The sequence below is a fragment of the Limnomicrobium aquaticum genome, from assembly GCF_040545545.1.
In the GTDB taxonomy this organism is placed as follows: Bacteria; Pseudomonadota; Alphaproteobacteria; order Rhizobiales; family Rhizobiaceae; genus Ensifer_A; species Ensifer_A aquaticum.
In genome coordinates this window covers 1,184,796-1,199,789 of record NZ_JBEPMB010000001.1, presented here as the reverse complement: position 1 = coordinate 1,199,789, position 14,994 = coordinate 1,184,796, and the positions used below count along the sequence as shown (strand labels likewise).

At 60.4% G+C, this 14,994-nt stretch carries 22 protein-coding genes; 9 read left to right on the top strand and 13 right to left on the bottom strand.

Translation table 11 applies throughout. The features are described 5' to 3' along the window. Window positions 1–11 precede the first annotated feature (11 nt). Together ABID16_RS05920 and ABID16_RS05915 are read left to right on the top strand one after the other, a co-directional pair. Window positions 12–1,112, top strand: coding sequence for a COX15/CtaA family protein (locus ABID16_RS05920; protein ID WP_354555400.1), 1,101 nt, complete (start codon window positions 12–14; stop codon window positions 1,110–1,112). 50 nt (window positions 1,113–1,162) lie between these two features. After that, complete coding sequence (locus ABID16_RS05915; RefSeq protein ID WP_354555399.1) at window positions 1,163–1,390, top strand: hypothetical protein; 228 nt, start codon at window positions 1,163–1,165, stop codon at window positions 1,388–1,390. 120 nt (window positions 1,391–1,510) lie between these two features. Here ABID16_RS05915 and ABID16_RS05910 read toward each other — a convergent pair whose 3' ends face one another. From ABID16_RS05910 to ABID16_RS05870, 9 genes are all read right to left on the bottom strand, one after another. After that, window positions 1,511–2,326 carry a DODA-type extradiol aromatic ring-opening family dioxygenase gene (locus ABID16_RS05910; protein ID WP_354555398.1) on the bottom strand — a complete coding sequence of 272 codons (816 nt, stop codon included), beginning with the start codon at window positions 2,324–2,326 and terminating at the stop codon, window positions 1,511–1,513. 195 nt (window positions 2,327–2,521) lie between these two features. Further along, window positions 2,522–2,911 carry a VOC family protein gene (locus ABID16_RS05905; RefSeq protein WP_354555397.1) on the bottom strand — a complete coding sequence of 130 codons (390 nt, stop codon included), beginning with the start codon at window positions 2,909–2,911 and terminating at the stop codon, window positions 2,522–2,524. A 31-nt stretch (window positions 2,912–2,942) separates the two neighbouring features. After that, entirely contained in the window at window positions 2,943–3,875 is a 933-nt protein-coding gene (gene argC / locus ABID16_RS05900; RefSeq protein ID WP_354555396.1) for an N-acetyl-gamma-glutamyl-phosphate reductase, read from the bottom strand. Window positions 3,876–4,110: 235 nt separating this feature from the next. Further along, window positions 4,111–4,470: a flagellar basal body rod C-terminal domain-containing protein gene (locus ABID16_RS05895; protein ID WP_354555395.1), complete on the bottom strand. Its 360-nt coding sequence runs from the start codon at window positions 4,468–4,470 to the stop codon at window positions 4,111–4,113. Between the two features lie 94 nt (window positions 4,471–4,564). Further along, window positions 4,565–4,900, bottom strand: a complete 336-nt coding sequence (locus ABID16_RS05890) for an antibiotic biosynthesis monooxygenase family protein (protein ID WP_354555394.1) — start codon at window positions 4,898–4,900, stop codon at window positions 4,565–4,567. A gap of 13 nt (window positions 4,901–4,913) precedes the next feature. After that, window positions 4,914–5,537, bottom strand: coding sequence for a hypothetical protein (locus tag ABID16_RS05885; protein ID WP_354555393.1), 624 nt, complete (start codon window positions 5,535–5,537; stop codon window positions 4,914–4,916). A gap of 167 nt (window positions 5,538–5,704) precedes the next feature. Next, complete coding sequence (gene rpsI, locus ABID16_RS05880) at window positions 5,705–6,175, bottom strand: 30S ribosomal protein S9 (protein WP_354555392.1); 471 nt, start codon at window positions 6,173–6,175, stop codon at window positions 5,705–5,707. A gap of 2 nt (window positions 6,176–6,177) precedes the next feature. Then, the gene (gene rplM, locus ABID16_RS05875) at window positions 6,178–6,642 is read right to left on the bottom strand and encodes a 50S ribosomal protein L13 (protein WP_354555391.1); all 465 of its coding nucleotides are present in this window, start codon (window positions 6,640–6,642) and stop codon (window positions 6,178–6,180) included. Between the two features lie 236 nt (window positions 6,643–6,878). Beyond that, on the bottom strand, window positions 6,879–7,304 hold the full coding sequence (locus ABID16_RS05870) for a PaaI family thioesterase (RefSeq protein WP_354555390.1): 426 nt from the start codon (window positions 7,302–7,304) through the stop codon (window positions 6,879–6,881). 78 nt (window positions 7,305–7,382) lie between these two features. Here ABID16_RS05870 and ABID16_RS05865 point away from each other — a divergent pair, with 78 nt between their 5' ends. Next, complete coding sequence (locus ABID16_RS05865) at window positions 7,383–8,204, top strand: enoyl-CoA hydratase (protein ID WP_354555389.1); 822 nt, start codon at window positions 7,383–7,385, stop codon at window positions 8,202–8,204. Here ABID16_RS05865 and ABID16_RS05860 read toward each other — a convergent pair. Beyond that, the gene (locus ABID16_RS05860; protein ID WP_354555388.1) at window positions 8,180–9,154 is read right to left on the bottom strand and encodes a helix-turn-helix transcriptional regulator; all 975 of its coding nucleotides are present in this window, start codon (window positions 9,152–9,154) and stop codon (window positions 8,180–8,182) included. The genes ABID16_RS05865 and ABID16_RS05860 overlap by 25 nt on opposite strands. 112 nt (window positions 9,155–9,266) lie before the next feature. On the opposite strand from ABID16_RS05860, the gene ABID16_RS05855 reads away from it, so the two are divergent. Continuing rightward, on the top strand, window positions 9,267–9,917 hold the full coding sequence (locus tag ABID16_RS05855; RefSeq protein WP_354555387.1) for a glutathione S-transferase family protein: 651 nt from the start codon (window positions 9,267–9,269) through the stop codon (window positions 9,915–9,917). Here the strand turns inward: ABID16_RS05855 and ABID16_RS05850 are convergent. Continuing rightward, window positions 9,914–10,750, bottom strand: a complete 837-nt coding sequence (locus ABID16_RS05850; protein WP_354555386.1) for an EamA family transporter — start codon at window positions 10,748–10,750, stop codon at window positions 9,914–9,916. The two genes, ABID16_RS05855 and ABID16_RS05850, sit on opposite strands and share 4 nt — an antisense overlap. Window positions 10,751–10,892: 142 nt before the next feature. Here ABID16_RS05850 and ABID16_RS05845 point away from each other — a divergent pair, with 142 nt between their 5' ends. Then, window positions 10,893–11,324, top strand: a complete 432-nt coding sequence (locus ABID16_RS05845) for a VOC family protein (RefSeq protein ID WP_354555385.1) — start codon at window positions 10,893–10,895, stop codon at window positions 11,322–11,324. Window positions 11,325–11,331: 7 nt separating this feature from the next. Here the strand turns inward: ABID16_RS05845 and ABID16_RS05840 are convergent, their stop codons facing one another. Next, on the bottom strand, window positions 11,332–11,667 hold the full coding sequence (locus tag ABID16_RS05840) for a hypothetical protein (protein WP_354555384.1): 336 nt from the start codon (window positions 11,665–11,667) through the stop codon (window positions 11,332–11,334). Between the two features lie 99 nt (window positions 11,668–11,766). Between ABID16_RS05840 and ABID16_RS05835 the strand changes: the two genes are divergently transcribed. Further along, window positions 11,767–12,195, top strand: a complete 429-nt coding sequence (locus ABID16_RS05835) for a CoA-binding protein (RefSeq protein WP_354555383.1) — start codon at window positions 11,767–11,769, stop codon at window positions 12,193–12,195. 8 nt (window positions 12,196–12,203) lie between these two features. Here the strand turns inward: ABID16_RS05835 and ABID16_RS05830 are convergent, their stop codons facing one another. Continuing rightward, complete coding sequence (locus tag ABID16_RS05830; RefSeq protein ID WP_354555382.1) at window positions 12,204–12,644, bottom strand: DUF6455 family protein; 441 nt, start codon at window positions 12,642–12,644, stop codon at window positions 12,204–12,206. A gap of 225 nt (window positions 12,645–12,869) precedes the next feature. Between ABID16_RS05830 and ABID16_RS05825 the strand changes: the two genes are divergently transcribed. The 3 genes from ABID16_RS05825 (at window position 12,870) to ABID16_RS05815 (ending at window position 14,991) form a co-directional block, all read left to right on the top strand. Next, window positions 12,870–14,153, top strand: coding sequence for an O-acetylhomoserine aminocarboxypropyltransferase (locus tag ABID16_RS05825; protein ID WP_354555381.1), 1,284 nt, complete (start codon window positions 12,870–12,872; stop codon window positions 14,151–14,153). Between the two features lie 25 nt (window positions 14,154–14,178). After that, the gene (locus tag ABID16_RS05820) at window positions 14,179–14,523 is read left to right on the top strand and encodes a cupin domain-containing protein (RefSeq protein WP_354555380.1); all 345 of its coding nucleotides are present in this window, start codon (window positions 14,179–14,181) and stop codon (window positions 14,521–14,523) included. A 66-nt stretch (window positions 14,524–14,589) separates the two neighbouring features. Next, window positions 14,590–14,991, top strand: coding sequence for a MarR family winged helix-turn-helix transcriptional regulator (locus tag ABID16_RS05815; RefSeq protein ID WP_354555379.1), 402 nt, complete (start codon window positions 14,590–14,592; stop codon window positions 14,989–14,991). The last annotated feature ends 3 nt before the right edge of the window (window positions 14,992–14,994 follow it).

Genomic DNA, 14,994 nt, shown 5'->3' with positions numbered 1-14,994 from the left:
GGTGATGATCGATGGCGCATGTCACGACAATAAGACAGGAACAGACGTTCACGACGACTGATAATCGGCGGCCGTTGCGGATATGGCTCGGTCTGGTCGTGCTGGCTCTTTTCGCACTTGTGCTGGTTGGCGGCGCGACGCGGCTCACGCAGTCGGGCCTCTCCATCACAGAATGGAAGCCGATCCACGGTGTCGTTCCGCCGCTGAACGAACAGCAGTGGCAGGAGGAGTTCGACCTCTACAAGCGCATTCCGCAGTATCAGAAAATGAACACGGACATGACGCTGGAGGGCTTCAAGAGCATCTACTGGTGGGAATGGGCGCACAGATTGCTTGCCCGATCCATCGGCATTCTGTTTCTCCTGCCGTTCCTCTATTTCCTGGCCAAGGGCCGGATCGAAAAGCGCCTGCGTCTTCCGCTCCTCGGAATATTCCTCCTCGGCGGTCTTCAGGGCGCCATCGGCTGGTGGATGGTGGCCTCCGGGCTCACGGAGCTAACCAGCGTGAGCCAATACCGGCTCGCCGTACATCTGGTCATGGCCTGTCTGATCTTCTCGGCAACCATCTGGATCATGCGCGGCCTGACCCCGCATTCCTCAGACGAAGCACCAAGGCGAGGGGCGCTGTTTGCCGGCATCATTGCCTTCCTGGCGCTCTTCCAGATCTATCTCGGCGCGCTCGTCGCGGGCCTTCACGCGGGTCTGAGTTACAACACTTGGCCGCTGATGGACGGCGCGCTCGTTCCCGGTGACCTTTTCATCCAGAAGCCGTGGTGGATCAATCTGTTCGAAAACCCGAAGATGGTGCAATTCATCCATCGCTGTGGAGCCTATCTCCTGTTTGCCGCCGCACTCGCCCAGGCCATCTGGCTCTTCCGCGTTGCCCGCGGCACAACCCATTGCCGGCGCGGCATTGTTCTCCTCCTGCTGGTAACGATCCAGGCGGGGCTCGGAATCGCCACCCTGCTCACCCAGGTCGATATGCATGCTGCGCTGACGCACCAGATCGGCGCGCTCATCGTCCTAGGCTTCGCCATCGCCCATTGGCGAGGCATTGTCGGGGAATATCCGAGGGACGTTGCAAGCAGCGTCGGCAACGCGTATCGCGCTTGACGAAACATTGATCGCGTGACGGTTGTATCGGGCTGTGCTATGAAGAGCTCATGAGCCTGATCCGCAACGAACGCACCAAGCTTCTCGCCAACGCGCTGGATCGCGCGTTCACGGCCTGTGTCGTTGCAGGGTTGATAGCGCCGGCCTCAGCCATTTCCGCTCGTTCCAACGCTGCCCCGGATTTCTCCTTTGGGTCGAGCCTTGGCATTGTGATTTGGCTTTCCGCCGCGCTTATACTACATATGTTGGCAAGACGAACCCTTGGAGCACTGACATGACAACGATGGAAATCGTCTATTACGTGGTCTTGCCCATAGCCTTCGTGCTGGTGGGCTGGGTTGCCGTTCGCCTCAACGAGCGAGACAACCGCACCCATCCAGGCGAATAGGCGGCTTTGCTCAGCCCCAGCGGTAGCCCGAATAGGGCTTTTCCAGCACAATCCCCTGGAACACCTGGTGTCCAGCTTCGTCACCACCAGCCCCGGCGGCGACCATGACGGGCAGGAAATGTTCCGGGGTCGGGAAATGGCAGGCACGGGCATCCGGGTTGTCCCACCAGCGGGCAAGGCGAGTGTCGCGCTCCGCTGTGTCTGCGGTTTCCAGCGTTTCCTTCAGCCAACCATCGAAAGCTTTCGCCTGTGCGACGTGGCCGGGCTCGGTGGAACCGAACATGCGCATGTTGTGGTAGGAAAGCCCGCTGCCGACAATCAGGATGCCTTCGTCCCGAAGCGGTGCCAGTGCACGCCCGAGCGCGATATGGAAAGCGGGGTCGAGATCCTGCCGGATCGACATCTGGATGACGGGAATCTCGGCGTCTGGGAAGGCAACCATCAGCGGCACGAAGGTGCCGTGGTCATATCCTCGCTCCGAATCCGTCTCCGTGGGAATACCTGCATCCGCCAGCACCTTGCGTACGTGCTCTGCAATCGCCGGTGCACCGGGCGCGGGATACTTGATCTGGTAGGTATGCGGCGGGAAGCCGTAATAGTCGTAAAACATGCCGGGCTTTTCGGCCGTCGATACGGTCACGGTGCCGACATCGTCCCAATGGGCCGTGATGACAAGAATCGCCTTCGGCTTTTCCGGTAGTTCGCCCTGCACCGATTCAAGAAACGCGCGGAGGTCGGCCCAATTGCCGAAGCGCGTGTTTCCTTCCATCACGTGCCAGGGGCCACCGCCATGAGGAATGAAATATACCGGCTGCTTCTGAGACATCGTAGCACCTCTCAAGCAATTCCAGCGAAAGTGGAAACCGGTTTCGCGTCAGGAATTGCGTTAAAAATCAGCGGTCAGGCGTAATCGGTCACTGCCGAATACGCCTGACCCCTCTGTTGAGATCAATATAGGGATTTCGATTGTCTTCGCTACGGAGATTTATTGGATGGATCGTTCGAAGATTGCGTACAATCTTCACTCGGGGCGATGGCAGACCGCCTCGATGTTATGGCCGTCCGGATCAAGCACGAAGGCGCCATAATAGTTCGGGTGATAATGTGCACGAATGCCCGGCGGTCCATTGTCCGTTGCACCCGCTTTCATGGCGGCTGCGTAAAAGGCATCGACAGACGCGCGATCGGGCGCGACAAAGGCAACATGCAGGCGGCCCTGCAGCGCGCCGCCAATGCCGATCCAGAAGGACGGTTTGCCACCGACGCCGTAGCCGGCGCCCTCATAGGTCCCGCCGGTTTCTTCGGCCGTCACCTCCATGCAGCGCTCCGCACCGATCGCTGGCATGATCGCGTCATAAAACGCCTTCGACTTTGCATAGTCGGAAACGGATATGCCCATATGATCGATCATCGGCTTTCCCTCCCAGGCATACCCGCCGCAATCAGGCGGCGAGCATCAGATCCATGTTCTGCACGGCAGCGCCAGACGCGCCCTTGCCGAGATTGTCGAGCAGCGCCACGAGATTGACATGCGGCTGGCCCGGCGTCCCGAAGACGAAGAGCTTCATCGTGTCCTTGCCGGCAAGTTCGACCGCATCGACGCGCGGCAGCCTGGCCGAAACATCCAGCGGCACGACGTCTACGATCGACTGCCCGGCATAGTGTTCGACCAGAACCTTGTGGATCGTCTCGACGGTCTGCCCACCCTTCAGGTCTTCCAGGAAAAGCGGAACCTGAACGATCATCCCTTGCGGAAAACGACCAACCGACGGCGAGAACAGGGGCGCGCGGTCGAGCAACCCGTGAACCTTCATCTCCGGCACATGCTTGTGCTTCAGCGTCAGGCCATAGACGAAGTTCGGGGAGGCAATGTGATCCTCGCGCGAGGCATCCTCCATCTGCGCGATCATCGCCTTGCCGCCGCCGGTGTAACCGGAAACCGCATTCACGCTGACGGGATAGCCATCGGGAATGATGCCGGCAGCGCGCAGAGGCCGGATCAGGCCAATCGCGCCCGTCGGATAGCAACCGGGGTTGGAGACGTGCCGCGCCGCCTTGATCCTGTCGGCCTGCGCCTTGTCCATTTCCGCAAAGCCATAGGCCCAGTCGGGATCAACGCGAAAGGCGGTCGAGGCGTCAAGCAGGCGAACGCTGTTATTGCCCTCGGTCATCTTCGCCGCCTCGATGGAGGCATCGTCCGGCAGGCAGAGGATGGCGATGTCGGCCGAGTTCAGCATGTCCTCGCGCATGGCGGCGTTGCGCCGCTCGGCTTCCGGGATCGACAGCATCTGAAGATCGCGGCGCTCGGCCAGACGCTGCCGGATCTGCAAGCCCGTCGTGCCGTGTTCGCCATCAATGAAGATCTTCGGAGCCATCTTATTCGTCCTGCGCTGGAATAAACAGTCTGCGGCGCACCGCGTCGCGTGACGCCTGATATATAGCGGCTTCTACAGGGCGACAATGGCGCTCGTGTGAATGGAGGCATGCGAAATTGGAATGGAAATGCGCTAAAAGCAATTCCAGGAAAAGTGGCAGCCGGTTTTCCGTCCGGATTTGCGTGAGAACAAAGAGACAGAACATTTTCGCGTTTCCAAGAAACGGGGAAATATTCTATCGGCCTTGGCCGTTCCCGTTTTCGTCCTTCTCGCGCAGAACCGTGGAAAGCGCTTCCCACATATCGGCGCCGGCTTCGAAGACGGAGACATTGGCCTTGTAGGCCATGGTCGTTTCGATCATGTCCACCGCTTCCTGCGCCATATCGACATTGGAACTTTCAGGCGAGGTCGCCGCTCCGGACCGTGTCGTGGTGGCCGAAACACCCCCGCCGGCGTTTGGCTTCGTGCTCGTGACTAGACGGTCATAGCTAGGTGTCAGCGCGTTCGCCACGTTGTTCGCGGTTGAAGCGGCGCGCTGCTGCTGCGCCAGCATGCCGGAAAGCGCGGTATTCATGGCTGTGGAGATGGAACTCATGGCAGACGTCCGGAACTTCGATCCAGATCATCCTAGCCGCGCGGCGTAATCAAAACCTGAAGCCGATCCCGCGCATTTGAGCAAAAGCGGCGGTTCAGTCCGTCCGGACGAACCCATAGGCGCGTTCGACACGGGCGATCCGCATTTCGTAGGTTCGATACCAGTCTTGACGCCCAAGCTTCTGGGCGACGAGGTGATCGACGTTCCGCTTCCACGCCCGGATGGCGTCTTCGTCCTGCCAATAGGAGTTGGTGATGCCGAAACCGTCGCCCCCGCGCGCGCTTTCGACACCGAGAAAACCCGGCTGCTCATGCGCCAGACGCTCCATGGCGTCGGCCATTTCGCCATAGCCGTTGTCACCTTCGGTTCTCTGTGAGGAGAAGCAGACGACATAATAGGGCGGCTCTGGCAGTTTGGCCTGTTGGCTCATCGCTTGTCGTCTCTCACTTCAGGAATGCATCGGCCTCGGCGCGCTGCTGCGGCGAGGGGGCGAGGCCGAGATAGGTCAGCATCTCATCGCGCAGATGCGCCTCGTTGCGAAGGCGCTCGTAGGGTACGACCAGATAGCCGCAATTGTTTTCGTGCAGCCATGTGTAGGTCGCGCCGTAAACTTTGCGCGCGCCCCATTCGCCATAGGAGAGTGCCCAGTTTCGCCGCGCCCGCGTCGCCTCGATTTTCTCGAATGGGCGACTGGCGACGACGATCCGGCAATCCGGCTCGATCTTCAAGATGGCCGCCAGCATGAAGGATTGCAGGGCGTGCTTCAGCACGATGAACCTGTGGCCACCTTCGGCCGCCTTCTGCCGCTGGCGTGCGATCCAGTTGGCGAAAAAGGGCTCGAAGGCGTTGAAGCGCGGTGTCGGCTCCAGCGTGTTCTCATCGATGCAGAGGCCCAGCACCTGCTTGTATTCGGCCGGTTCATAGGCATTCGGGGTGCGCTCATCGACGGTGTGGACGTGGGGAGGACAGGAATAAGCCCCGCATTTGTCGAGATAGCCGGCCACCGACGTGGAACCGGAACTCCAGGAAGCCAGAACGAGGATGATCTTGACGTCTTCCGCCTGCACGCGCGCGAATCTCCATGAACAATGGCGGAAATTTCGCAGCCGAAGCTTTCGTCAGGCCATTCCCGTAAATGGCACCCGAAACGCAAAAGGGCCGCCCGAAGGCAGCCCTTTCGAAAGTCGAATGTCGGGAAGCGACTAGCGCTTCGAGAACTTGGCCAGAAGTGCGATTAGCGCTTCGAGAACTGGAAGGACCGGCGGGCCTTGGCCTTGCCGTACTTCTTACGTTCAACAACGCGGCTGTCGCGCGTCAGGAAGCCGCCCTTCTTCAGAACCGCGCGCAGGCCCGGTTCGAAGTAGGTGAGGGCCTTGGAGATGCCGTGACGAACGGCACCGGCCTGACCGGAAAGACCACCGCCGGCAACCGTGGCGACGATGTCGATCTGGCCGCCGCGGGCTGCAGCAACGAGCGGCTGCTGCAGGATCATCTGCAGAACCGGACGTGCGAAATAGGCGCTGTAGTCCTTGCCGTTGACGATGATCTTGCCGGAGCCGGCCTTGACCCACACGCGGGCAACAGCGTCCTTACGCTTGCCGGTGGCATAGGAGCGGCCCTGGGCATCGACCTTGCGGACGTATGCCGGAGCAGCGGCAGTCTCGGAAGAGCCTGCGAGGGACTTGAGAGCAGAAAGGTCAGCCATAATCAGGCGCTCCTGGTGTTCTTGGAATTCAGCGCGGCAACGTCAAGCGTGACGGGCTGCTGTGCTTCGTGCGGATGGTTCGTTCCGGCGTAAACGCGCAGGTTCTTCATCTGGCGACGGCCGAGCGGGCCGCGCGGGATCATGCGCTCAACAGCCTTCTCGATGACACGTTCCGGGAACTTGCCTTCGATGATCTGGCGAGCCGTACGCTCCTTGATGCCGCCCGGATAGCCGGTGTGCCAGTAGTACTTCTTGTCGGTGTACTTCTTGCCGGTCAGAACAGCCTTTTCGGCATTGATGACGATGACGTTGTCGCCGTCGTCAACATGGGGGGTGTAGGTAGCCTTGGTCTTGCCACGGAGGTGCATGGCAATGATGGTGGCGAGGCGGCCGACGACAAGCCCTTCGGCGTCGATCAGGATCCACTTCTTCTCCACCTCGGCAGTCTTCTGCATGAAGGTAGACATGTCGGGTCTCTTTCGTTCGATCTCCGGAAACCGGAGCGTTTCTTGTTGCTTGAATTGGCGTAAGCTCGAACACTTTCCGCCAATAATGAAAGCGGCCCCATTCGGGACCGCGTTTCTGTGCCGGCTTATACGTGTGGTTGAGAATGACGTCAAGCGAGCCAATTTCGACGCTTGAAAAAATAGACTAGCAAAAACAGATACTTGAGAATGTGGTAATTTTTTACCACATAAATTCGCTATCTGGCCGGCTGCGAATAGGTCGCCGTGGCGTGTGCGATGAGTTCGCGGGTATCGACGCGCTCGATGGCGATCTCGATCACCGACAGCCGCTTGCCGATTTTGAGCACGCGCCCAACGCCATCGAGCGGCACCGGATCGGGACGGCTGAGGAAGTTGATGTTCATATTGGCCGTCACCGCCATGGCAACGGGACCGATATGGGCTAGCAGCGTCACATAGGCGCCCACATCGGCGAGCGCGAACATGGCGGGACCGCTGACGGTGCCGCCCGGTCGCAAGTGCATCTCGTTAGGCGTGAAGCGCAGCGTTGCCGTCCCGGAGGCCACATTGATCACCTCGAAAATGCGGCCCTGGCTGTGAACCTGCGGGAATTCCCGCTCCAGAAATTCGTTGATCTGTTCAGCCGTCAGCACGGGTGTCATTGCAGTCTCCTCCGGTTTATAACGGATATCGATAACGCCTTTTTGTTCAACTATAAACAGTTTTGTCCGGAGGAACCCATGGCAGACGTCGTATCCCTGAAGGCCGATGGCGCACCGAGCCCATTGATCGTCGAGGCGGCAGACGGGATATTGCGGCTGACACTCAATTCGCCGCCCGCCAATGCGCTGTCGATTGCCATGATGGAGACGCTGAAGGCCGAAATCTTGCGGGCAGGGGCAGACAAGGCGGTCCGCGTGATCATCCTCGCCGCACGCGGCAAGGTTTTCTGCGCCGGCCATGATCTCAAGGAAATGACAGCCCACCGCGCCGACGCTGATCGGGGCAAGGCCTTCTTCGAAAAGACCTTCGCCCTCTGCGCCGAGCTGATGCTGACCATCACCCATTGCCCCAAGCCGGTGATTGCAGAAATCGAAGGTCTGGCGACCGCCGCAGGCTGCCAGCTTGTCGCGACCTGCGATCTCGCGATCTGCACCGATGCGGCGACCTTCTGCACGCCGGGCGTCAATATCGGTCTCTTCTGCTCGACGCCCATGGTGGCCGTTTCGCGTGCGGCGCATCGCAAGCAGGCGATGGAAATGCTGCTGACGGGCGAGACGATCGATGCCAGCAACGCCAAGGATTTCGGCCTCGTCAACCGCATCGTGCCGAAGGAATATCTGCGTCAGGTTGTCGACAAATATGCCGCCGTCATCGCCTCGAAATCGCCGCTCACGCTGAAGATCGGCAAGGAAGCCTTCTATCGCCAGATCGATATGCCGCTCGAAGAGGCCTATGCCTATTCCGGCCGCGTCATGACCGAAAACATGCTGGCAAGAGATGCAGAGGAGGGCATCGCCGCCTTCCTCGGCAAGCGTCACCCGGAATGGACAGGCGAGTAAATCGCCACCATTTTCGCGGCCATATCCGCCATCATGTCGCGAAGCTCTTGCGGTTCGAGGACCTCGATTTCGGGACCAAGCCGCAGGAACTCGGTTGCTGCCTGTCGCGTTGACCCGATGGGCAGCGTCGCCTCGCACCAGCCGTCCGGTTCTGGCCCGCCCAAGACCATTCGCTTGTTCGCATAGCCGCTGTTGAAATAGGGCAGCATCTGCGCGCCCCATTTCGAGAGCCGCACACGGGCGACATTCGGATGCATCTCGGCATCCAGCCGTTCGGTGCTCTCGCGCCAATGGGCCGCAAGATCGAATTCGCGCGGCGGCACGAAGGTTTCGTCGGTCACGATGAGATCGAGGATACGGGCGATGCGATAGGTCAGCGGCGCATCACCTGTGCGTGCGACGAGATACCAGGCGCCGCCCTTGAGTACGAGGCCGAGCGGTTGCGTCTCGATCGTCTTCTCCTTGCGCCATGTCTGGTAGCGCATGCGGATGACCTTGTGGTTCCACACCGCATCCGTGATCGCCTCCAGATGCGCCGGCTGCTCGCCTTCGCCGAACCACGCGACTGTGTCGAGATGAAACCGGCTGCGCATGGCCGCGGCACTCTTGCGCAGGTCTTCGGGCAGGGCGACGGCGAGCTTCTTTTCAGCGCTCGCCATCACCGCGCCAAGCCCGAGATCGGCAGCAGGGCCCGGTAACCCGCTCAGGAACAGTGCCTCCGCTTCCTTCGCCGAAAGCCCGTTCAGCCGCACGCGATAGCCATCGAGCAGCCGGTAGCCGCCATCCGGCCCGCGCTCGCTATAGACCGGAATGCCGGCGAGCGAGAGCTGGTCGATATCGCGATAGATGGTGCGCAGCGATACACCGTTCTCTTCGCTGAGCTCGGTGGCGGTCACAAGGCCACGCGCCTGCAGGGTCGTCAGGATGTTGATGAGGCGGCTCGCCCGCATTGTCAGATACTCCCGCATTTTTCCTGATCATGCCGGAATGAATATGACATATTCTGACAGGTATGGGGCGCTAACCTGACATCATCACCCATCAAACGAGGAGAGAGACACCATGAACGGCAACGACAGCATCACCCTGCACTACATGCCGCAGACCCGCGCGGCCGGCACACGCATCATTCTGGAAGAGCTTGACGCGCCCTATGACCTGCATGTCATGAACATGAAGGCGGGCGAGAACCGTGAGGCCGGCTACCTGGCGATCAATCCGCTCGGCAAGGTGCCGGCGATCGAACATCGCGGCAGGCTGGTGACGGAGCAGATCGCGATTGCCATCTATCTGGGCGATCTCTTTCCGGAGGCAGGGCTGACGCCGGCGGTCGACGATCCGGATCGTGGCACCTATCTGCGCTGGCTTGTCTACTACGCCGCGTGCTTCGAGCCGGCGCTGATGGACAAGTTCCGCAATGTCGATCCCGGTCCCGTGACGCAGTCCGTTTACGGAACCTACGACCAGATGCTCGATGTGCTTGAAGGCGCGTTGTCGAATGGCCCTTACATTCTCGGAGATCGCATGAGCCTTGCCGATATACAGTGGGGCGTCGCGCTCAACTGGACCATGATGTTCGGCATGGTGCCGCAGCGCCCGCGCTTTGTCGAATATCGCGACCGGATCGCCTCGCGCCCGTCCTTTGCGAAGGTCTGGACGGAGGATGCCGCCATGGCCGAGAAGCACGCGGCACTCGCTGCCGCCAAGGCCTAAGCCAGCTTCAATGCCAAAGCGCCGGCGGTGATGACGCCGCCGGCGAGATAGCGCCAGATGCTCCCGTTTTCCCGGAACACGAAGACGGAGATCAGCAACGCGAAGACGATGGACGTCTCGCGCAGCGCCGCCACCAGCGCGACCGGGGCTTTCGTCATCGCCCACAATGCCACGCCATAGGATCCGATTGAGCCTGCGCCACCCACCGCTGCCCGCCACCAGTTGAGCTTGAGATGTTCGCGGACTCGGACGTTGCCGCGCGAATAAAGCGCATAGCCGAAAAGCACGAAGGGCGGCAGGATCGAGATCCACAGCACATAGGAAATCGGGTCATTCGCTGTGCGCGCGCCCCAGGCGTCGAAGAGCGTATAGAGGCCTATCATCACCGCATTGAGAAGCGCGAGCGCCGCCGCCTTGGCGCTATTGGCGCGGACCCCTAGCGCCATGATGAAAATGCCGCCGGAGATGCAGCCGATACCGATCAGCGCGTGGGTCGAGATGCGTTCTCCGAACACCGTAAAACTCAGCGCCGTCACCACGAGCGGCGCAGCCCCCCGCATCAGCGGATAGACCAGAGCGATATCACCCAGCCTGTAGCTGGCGGCAATCAGCAGGAAATAGATCGTCTGCAGGACGACCGAGGCCATCAGGAAGGGCAGGATCTGCCAGCCCGGCAACGGAAAGAAAGGCAGGGCGAGAAGCGAAATCACGCCTGCTCCGAGCGAGATCATCGCGGTATTGAGAACCTTGTCGTCGCCGCCCTTGATGATGGCATTCCAGCTGGCGTGAAAAAGTGCGCCAAGGAGAACAAGAAGCGCGATATCGAAAGGCAAGGGAACACCGGCGGGATCAAATATGACAGATGTGTGACAGTGCGCTCCTCATGTTCCGGCGTCAAGCGGTCGCGGTTCTGCCGTCTTGTCAGGCGAGAAAACCCGCTGTAAGGTCGCCGAAAGTGAACATAAGGAGAACAGTTTGTCTATCGATCCGCGTATTTCCATCATTACCCTGGGGGTAGAGGATGTCCGGCGTTCAACCGAGTTCTATGAGCGGCTGGGATGGACGAAGAGTTCGGCATCGCAGGACGCTATCACCTTCATTCAGTTGAAGGGGACCGTGCTTGCCCTGTTCTTGCGTGCCTCGCTAGCCGAGGATGCGCATGTGGAGAACACGCCGAAAGGCTTCTCGGGCGTCACGCTCGCCCACAATGTATCCAGTGAAACCGGTGTGGATGCCGTCTACAAGTTCGCGCTGTCCTGCGGCGCGACGCCGGTCAAGCCGCCGGAGAAAGTCTTCTGGGGTGGCTATTCCGGCTATTTCGCCGATCCTGACGGCCACCTCTGGGAGGTCGCGTATAACCCGTTCGTGCAGCAGGACGCCTCGGGCCATCTGGTTCTGCCGGAATAGGCTCTTGTCACCTGCAAAAAGCCGAGAACAGGTCGTCACAGCGGTCCGGCTCCTGAATGCAATGGAGGACGGGACACTGACCGTTGGCCGAGGGAATAGTAACTTCCTCCGCCACCTGATGCGGCCCGCAATAAGCCCCGCTGCGAACATAGCGGTCGTAGAGCGGCAGATTTGCGACGCGCTTGGAAGGATAGCGGAAGATGGCGGCCCCCTGGCTGGCGAGTAAGCCCTGGATGCGCTCGCAGCTCATTCCGGTCGAGTTGTAACGCGAGATGGCGCCAGCATTGCCCGCGACCAGCATGACGGCAAGGGCAACAGCGCCAGGAATCATAAACTTTATCATCAGACTGCCCTTTCAATTCGGGTCGGGGAATTCGATATGAACGGTTTGAGGGGCGTATCTGTTCCCCGACAAGACGGCTGACTTATGGCGGAGGACGGCATGAACCACGATCAGTATCCCGATACGCTCATTCGCGAGATTTTGACATCCACAAAAACGATCGCGCTGGTGGGAGCCTCGCCCAAGCCGGAACGGCCGAGCTATGGCGTCATGGCCATGCTGCTGAAGCGCGGCTACACCGTGATCCCCGTCAATCCGGGGCAGGCCGGAAAGGCCATTCACGGCCAGACCGTCGTCGCGAATCTTACCGATATCGATGTGCCGGTGGACATGATCGACGTCTTCCGCGCGCCGGAGCAGATGGGCGATGTGGTCGATGATGTGTTCAAGATGAAGACGCTTCCCCGATACATCTGGGGCCAGCTTGGCGTGCGCAACGATCTGGCTGCAGCGCGTGCCGAGGAGAAGGGTATCACGGTCGTCATGAACCGCTGCCCGGCCATAGAAATCCCGCGCCTCGGTCTCTGACCCTATTCTTAGCCGGCCTGAAATTCGGGATGCGCGCGAAGTTCGCTCATCGTTTCATGGTTTGGGCAGAAATGGGTGTAATTTTCGGAGGCCGTCCCGGCGTCGAGTTCGTGGCGGCAGCGGCCCTTGTCCTCGCAAAGCGCGCAAGCGGTTTGCAGGCCGCGATAAAGGCCGGGCTCGTCATAGTGAACGGCATCCGGATCGATGTTGAGTGCCCGCATCAGGCGTTCCATGTCGTCGGCAGCGGAGGCGCCGTGGCGGACGATGGCCGCCAGCATCTGCGGATTCACGCCGACATCGGTCGCCAGCATCGCCAGCCCCTGATCGCCGAGCGCTGAAAGCTCATCGAGTTCGCGCGCGATCTCCCGTCGTTCCTGCCACCAGGACTGAACCCGGCCACGAAGGCTCTGGAAGACATTGTGCTCGATCTTGGCCATGGCGTGCGGCATTGGGGGGCTCTCCTCAACTTGCTTTCGGCCATTTTTGATCCGGAACCGAAACGCCGCCTTGATCCTGATCAAGTCCTGTTGGTGCATTCCTCTGCATCGGCGGATCGATACTGCAGCTTTCCAATTTTGGCTGCGGAATTAGACAATAAATCCTCGCACGGCCCGAAATGACCTGTTACCCGTACCATCCTCGGTTCCAGAAACGTCTCTTCGGGAGGAATAAAGATGACCGCCACCACTCCGGGTTTTTCCACGCTTGCCGTTCATGCCGGTGCCAAACCGGACCCGACGACCGGCGCGCGCGCCACGCCGATCTACCAGACGACCAGCTTCGTCTTTAACGATGCCGATCACGCCGCAGCGCTCTTCGGCCTGCAGCAGTTCGGCAATATCTACACCCGCATCATGAACCCGACGCAGGCGGTTCTGGAAGAAAAGGTGGCGGCCCTCGAAGGCGGCACGGCAGCGCTGGCAACTGCTTCCGGCCATGCCGCGCAGCTCCTGATCTTCCACACGATCATGCAGCCGGGCAAGAATTTCGTTGCGGCCAAGCGCCTCTATGGCGGTTCGATCAACCAGTTCGGCCATGCCTTCAAGAGCTTCGGCTGGCAGGTGCGTTGGGCCGATCCCTTCGATCTCGCCGAACTTGAGCGCCAGATCGATGCCGACACCCGCGCCGTCTTTATCGAAAGCCTCGCCAATCCGGGCGGCACCTTTGTCGACATCGCAGCGATCGCCGAAGTCGCCCACAAGCACGGCCTGCCGCTTATCGTCGACAACACGATGGCCACGCCCTACCTTATTCGCCCGCTGGAACACGGTGCGGACATCGTCGTGCACTCGCTGACCAAGTTCATGGGCGGCCATGGCAACTCCATGGGCGGTATCCTCGTCGATGGCGGGACCTTCGACTGGTCGAAGTCCGGCAACTATCCGATGCTCTCCGAGCCGCGCCCGGAATATAACGGCATCGTCCTGCACCAGATCTTCGGCAATTTCGCCTTCGCGATCGCCGCCCGCGTGCTCGGCCTGCGCGATTTCGGCCCGTCGATCTCGCCCTTCAACGCCTTCCAGCTCCTGACCGGCATCGAAACGCTGCCGCTGCGCATGCAGCGCCATTGCGAAAACGCCCTGCAGGTCGCAAGCTGGCTGAAGGCGCATGAAAAGGTCAGCTGGGTTTCCTATTCCGGCCTGCCGGATGACCCGAACAATGCGCTGCAAAAGCGCTATTCGCCGCGTGGAGCAGGCGCGGTCTTCACCTTCGGTCTCAAGGGTGGCTATGCCGCCGGCAAGACCTTCGTGGAAGGCCTGAAGCTCTTCTCGCATCTCGCCAATATCGGCGACACGCGCTCGCTCGTCATCCACCCGGCATCGACCACGCACAAGCAGCTGACCGAAGCACAGCAGATTGCCGCTGGCGCCGGTCCGGATGTCGTTCGCCTGTCGATCGGCATCGAGGATGCTGCCGACATCGTCGCGGACCTCGAACAGTCGCTCGCGGCTGTCTAACAGAAGTGCGTCGCCGGAGAGTGACATGACGAAGGCCTACAAGTTCGACCTGTCCACTGTTGAGACGGAGGAGGGCGCTCCTGCGCCCGACCGTCTCATTTCCGGCGATCCGCGCTTCACGACATGGAATTTCGAAGAGGCAGACGGCGGCATTTATGCCGGCGTCTGGCAGGCAACGCCCGGCAAATGGCGCGTCGTCTATGACGAATGGGAATATTTCCACATTCTCGAAGGCCATTCGATCCTGACCGAAGAGGGTGGCGATCCCGTTCATCTTAAGGCTGGCGACAGCATGATCGTCCGCCCCGGCTTTACCGGCACATGGGAAGTCATCGAGACGACCCGCAAGGACTATGTTATCCGTCTCTGAGTTACCGGCAAGCCAGGCCATGTCACCCGGCTTGCTTTTGTCAATTTGTAGGTATATACCCGCATCATGACACATCCGTGCTACTGCATTGCGCTGCGCAAGGTATCCCGTCGTCTGACTGCGGTCTACGACGAGGCATTCGCGCCGTTGGGAGTTACGGTTTCGCAGTTCAGCCAGTTGCGCAACATCAAGCATAAGCAGCCGGTGTCTTTGACGGAATTGGCGGACATTCTGGAACTCGACCGTTCGACGGTCGGGCGCAACACCAAAGTTCTGCATCGCATGGGCCTTGTCGCAATGACGCCATCGCCGGACGACCAGCGCGAAACCATGCTGACGCTCACGGGCGAGGCGAGGGCGCTCCTGAAGCAGGCGATGCCGATCTGGAATGACGTTCAGCAGCGCATCGAAGCCAAGCTTGAAGCCGCAGAATTCGATCGGCTGATCGGGGCGCTTGGGGACTTGTAATTT